This is a genomic window from Loigolactobacillus rennini DSM 20253, assembly GCF_001436505.1.
Classification (GTDB): Bacteria; Bacillota; Bacilli; order Lactobacillales; family Lactobacillaceae; genus Loigolactobacillus; species Loigolactobacillus rennini.
Genome location: NZ_AYYI01000043.1, coordinates 1 through 4098 on the forward strand (window position 1 = coordinate 1; position 4098 = coordinate 4098).

The window sequence follows — 4098 nt, forward strand, 5'->3', positions numbered from 1 at the left end:
TTTTGCGTAATCTGCGTTACTAAATTTGTTCAAGTTATTTCTTGCAATCTGCCTTAATCAAACAAAATTTTACTATTTGAAGCCAAAATAACATCAAAATAAAAAAATTTTGAAAAATGCTTGACCTGAAACGCGTTCCATCATTTACCTTAAAGGTGTGGAAGAGAAAAACAGTTCTACGCGGAAAGGAGAAGCATCATGAGTTTATTCCTATTATCCAGTAAAGTGAAATTTGCCGCACCAGTTTCTGGCGACGTAGCACCATTAACAGAAGACTTGTTAACTCAATTAGGCCTTTATCAAGAAGCAGAAGGTTTTGCCATTAAGCCACAAACCGCTGATGTTTACAGTCCGGTTAAAGGCAAAGTGACCTCGCTTTTTCCAACTAAACACGCGATCGGATTGCAGGCTGGCGAACTAAAAATTTTGATTTTCATGGGCATCGACACCGCAAAACTAAATGGCTTACCATTTAAAATTAACGTTGAAGTCGGTGACGACGTCACACCACAAACTAAATTGGCAACCATGGATCTCAATCAAATTAGTGAGGCTGAAAAAGATACCACCACAACGGTGCTGATTTTCAACTCAGCATCCGCAGTAGACGAATTCAAATTATCAACAACAGGCCAAGTCAAACAAGGCACCACAGTAGCAAAAGCGGTGGAACACTAAAAGAGTGGTGGCACAAGCGGTTAACTTCTGAGTACTAGCCTAAGAAAGACAAGATTTGCAAAGCAAATTGTGGCTTTCTGTAGCTACTATTTCGCAATTAAGGAAGATTTTCGTACCGAAAATCTTTAATGCTACAGACGTTGACCATTCAACTACGGCGCAAACCGCCGAGTTGAAACATGGCAAACGGAAGAAGTTGCTTGTGCCACCACGTTTACGGCAGCGATGGCAATCAACTGCCTAAATTCGGGTAACTGTTGAGCATTAGCTCAGCCTAACAGCTGATTTGCGCAGCAAAGCTGCTGTTAGGCGTGGCTAAGCGGAAACAGTTGGCTGTTCCACCACGTTTAAGAAGCAAAGCAAATGACTACCTAAAAACAAGTGCAACAACTAAGTTTAGGGTAGCGTCAAATAACAAAAAACTGGCCCATCAGTCGAGTAAATGACTGATGGGCCAGTTTTAACCTTACTTAAGGTGTCACTGTTGCATGACTAATGATGTAAAATGCTTCCTGACTAGGTTGTGTCTTTTTTGGCAACGACGTACCAACAGCATTAAACTGTTGGGCTTTTTCAACGTCAATATCATAAGCAGGACTACCCTGATATTGCCAGTGATGACCAGCTAAAGCGCCTGCAGTTAATTCTTTCACTAACATTGCTGCTGGATAACTGCCATCCGGTAAACTAACGCGAAATTTCAGGCAACTTTTCAACCCGCTAGTAACATAATTAGTTGGATCACCAAAAATCACAATGCTATCTTCACCTAGAGCTTTAGCTGCTGCAAACGAATGCTGCAACAGACGCTTCCCAAAGCCTTGTCGCTGAAACTCAGGTGAAATGCAAATCGGACCAAAAGTTAAACACGGCTTGGTCTGCCCGTTTTCAGCAATTAAGTGTGCGCGCGTGTACATCACGTTACCGATAATTTGCTGACCAGCCAAGAGCACAAAATCTAACTCCGGAATAAAATCCGAGTGTGAACGAATTTGATGCGCAACATAATGTTCCACACAACCAGGCGTGTATAAATTCCAAAATGCCCGTTGCGTCATGGCTTCAACTTGCCGATAATCAGCCGGTTTTTCATTACGAATTTGAATTGTGACTGTCATTTTATTTCCTCCTTTCCTACCATTAAATGTCATTGCCTCATTTTATTTAAACAAAAAAATAACGGCTGCATCCAATTTTCAAGGACACAACACGTTATTAATCCGATGTCACACAATGCCGGCTGCAGGACTTGAACCTGTGACCCCCGCGTTACGAATGCGATGCTCTACCAACTGAGCTAAGCCGGCAATCCCATATAAAATAAAACTAGACAACACCAATAATTATACAGATTTCTGCAGATTTGTAAAGCCATTTTACAGTAAAAGCAACTGCTCGCTTTAATAACCTTCCAGCAAATCACAACAAAAAATCACCATTAAAGCAACGATAAAATTAAACGCTGCCTAACGGTGATTCTGTCATTAAACTAACTAATCACGACTGACATCAGTGCGCCATCCTCGGTGTCTGTGAAGCAGTTTTTTTAGTATTTAGATCAGTTGGCTGTTGTGTGGTTGGTAAATTGTCCGCCACCACTTGATCATGCGCCTGCGTTCCTGCATACACATCGTCTTTTAATGGATGCCGCTGGTGTTTAACAACCCGATAAATGTGAAGCACTAAAACTGCTAAATTAATAAGCAAAGCTAAAGCACTAACTGTCATCAAAGCGGCAGCTGAATGGCTGCTTTTTACGGCAAAAGCAGAATTAGAAACAAACGCGGGGTAACTCATGGTAAACATCATCCAAAAGGCCAAAGTTTGTGCCCGCGCCTGGAGCCAGCTGCCTTTTTTAATGAAGAAAGCTGCCAGCGTGCACGAAATTAGTAGCGCTGCCCCGGCATAAAAGGAATGATCACCAACACAATTATAAACGTAAGCAAAATTCCAAACGTCATACGCAATAATCCAAGGCCAAATTTGGTCTGGCCAAATCATGTCACGCTGTTTGTCCCGGCTGATAATGATACCAAACCAGCCTGTAATGGTAATAATATTAATAATACCTGCAATCCCGTTCATAATGTTCCAAGGGCCACCGTTCATCATGACCCCATCGACCATGCCGTGTAAACCAGAGACCTGAAAATCACGAATCACAGCTTCTAAAATGTTAATGGCTAAAATTGCTGGTGGAAAAAGCAACGCCCATTTTTTGTGCTGCAATTTTGGAATAAAACGCAGTGCCATAAATCCCAGACAACCAGCTAGGGCAGAATAGACTTTAACCCAATGGAACCAAGTACCAGTACTACTTCCAGCACCTGCTGTCGTCGGCCAAACAAAAAGTGTTAGTAAAATTGGAACAGCAACAAATAACCCCAGTGCGACCCACTTATTCAGACGTGCTGCTTCATTTAATAACATTAAAGCGGCAACTACGACAACCCAGATTAACCAATCAACCGCAGAGATACTTTGAAACAAAAACATATCGCCACCTCCTAGATGAAACTTTCTGCCCGTCTCTAGTGTAAGCGAATTCACAACTACTTAATATGGTTAAAAGTCGTCATTTGCCCAAAAATTGTGTATTTTGTTGAATAACATGCGTAACCGTCCCATGTAACATCCGGTACATCCGCTGATAAAATTCTTGCTTAGATTCCGCTAAATTTGTGACTAACCATTGTTCGATTTGAGTTGCTAACGCCCAACCATAAAAGTTGGCAATTTCATCCCTTAAATCTGCTTGGCAGTTTGGTGCCAGATCAATAATCACCCCGGTCACCATATCAAATGCTACTTGATATAAAAAATGACTTAATAAGTCCCGACTTAAAGATGAAAAAGTGTTCATGCAAAAATGACGGTTACGTTCAATGTAAGCTAGCAATAACATTAAGCCGTTTTCCCAATTTTTTTCTTGCCGGTAAGCCGCTAATTGTTGCACAATTTCTTGATGATAAAGCCAAGCCAACAATTGATTAATATCAGTAAAATGATAGTAAAAGGTATTCCGGGCAACTTGTGCGTGTTTCGTTAATTGATTAATCGTAATTTGATCAACTGGTGTCGTTTGCATTAATTGTTTCAATGTTCGCGCTAATTTCTGCTTTGTTTCAACCATGTACAGCCACCTTCTCAGCTTAAACTAATTGATTAGTTAATGAATACTAAAACATTTTAAAACAGCTAATTTAAATATATCAATTTTACTTACTAATTTAAATTAACTTCTATGAAGAATTTAATTTAATGAAGGGATTGGTGCGATTTGGCTTTTAATAACAAGAATATTTTTGGGCATAAAAAAGCGGTCGAGTCAGTTGAATTGACTCGACCGCTTATTTTGTTAGCATGGCAGCGACCTACGCTGGCAGGGGGTGCTCCCCCAACTACCCTCGGCGCGAAGCA

General features: G+C 40.8%; 5 protein-coding genes and 1 tRNA gene. 2 read left to right on the forward strand and 4 right to left on the reverse strand.

Going from position 1 to position 4098, the window contains the following annotated elements; all coding sequences use genetic code 11:
- Positions 1 to 198 precede the first annotated feature (198 nt).
- Together FC24_RS06955 and FC24_RS11475 are read left to right on the forward strand one after the other, a co-directional pair.
- A complete protein-coding gene (locus FC24_RS06955; RefSeq protein ID WP_057874172.1) occupies positions 199 to 678 on the forward strand; it encodes a PTS sugar transporter subunit IIA in 480 nt (159 codons plus the stop codon).
- A 55-nt stretch (positions 679 to 733) separates the two neighbouring features.
- Positions 734 to 922: a hypothetical protein gene (locus FC24_RS11475; RefSeq protein ID WP_157059094.1), complete on the forward strand. Its 189-nt coding sequence runs from the start codon at positions 734 to 736 to the stop codon at positions 920 to 922.
- A gap of 226 nt (positions 923 to 1148) precedes the next feature.
- On the opposite strand, the gene FC24_RS06960 is transcribed toward FC24_RS11475, so the two are convergent.
- The 4 genes from FC24_RS06960 to FC24_RS06975 form a co-directional block, all read right to left on the reverse strand.
- On the reverse strand, positions 1149 to 1796 hold the full coding sequence (locus FC24_RS06960) for a GNAT family N-acetyltransferase (protein ID WP_057874173.1): 648 nt from the start codon (positions 1794 to 1796) through the stop codon (positions 1149 to 1151).
- A gap of 116 nt (positions 1797 to 1912) precedes the next feature.
- Positions 1913 to 1985 (reverse strand) — tRNA-Thr (locus FC24_RS06965).
- 202 nt (positions 1986 to 2187) lie between these two features.
- A complete protein-coding gene (locus FC24_RS06970; protein WP_057874174.1) occupies positions 2188 to 3174 on the reverse strand; it encodes a DUF5692 family protein in 987 nt (328 codons plus the stop codon).
- A 79-nt stretch (positions 3175 to 3253) separates the two neighbouring features.
- Positions 3254 to 3811 (reverse strand): TetR/AcrR family transcriptional regulator, encoded by a 558-nt coding sequence (locus FC24_RS06975; RefSeq protein WP_057874175.1) that lies wholly within the window; start codon positions 3809 to 3811, stop codon positions 3254 to 3256.
- Positions 3812 to 4098 lie beyond the last annotated feature (287 nt).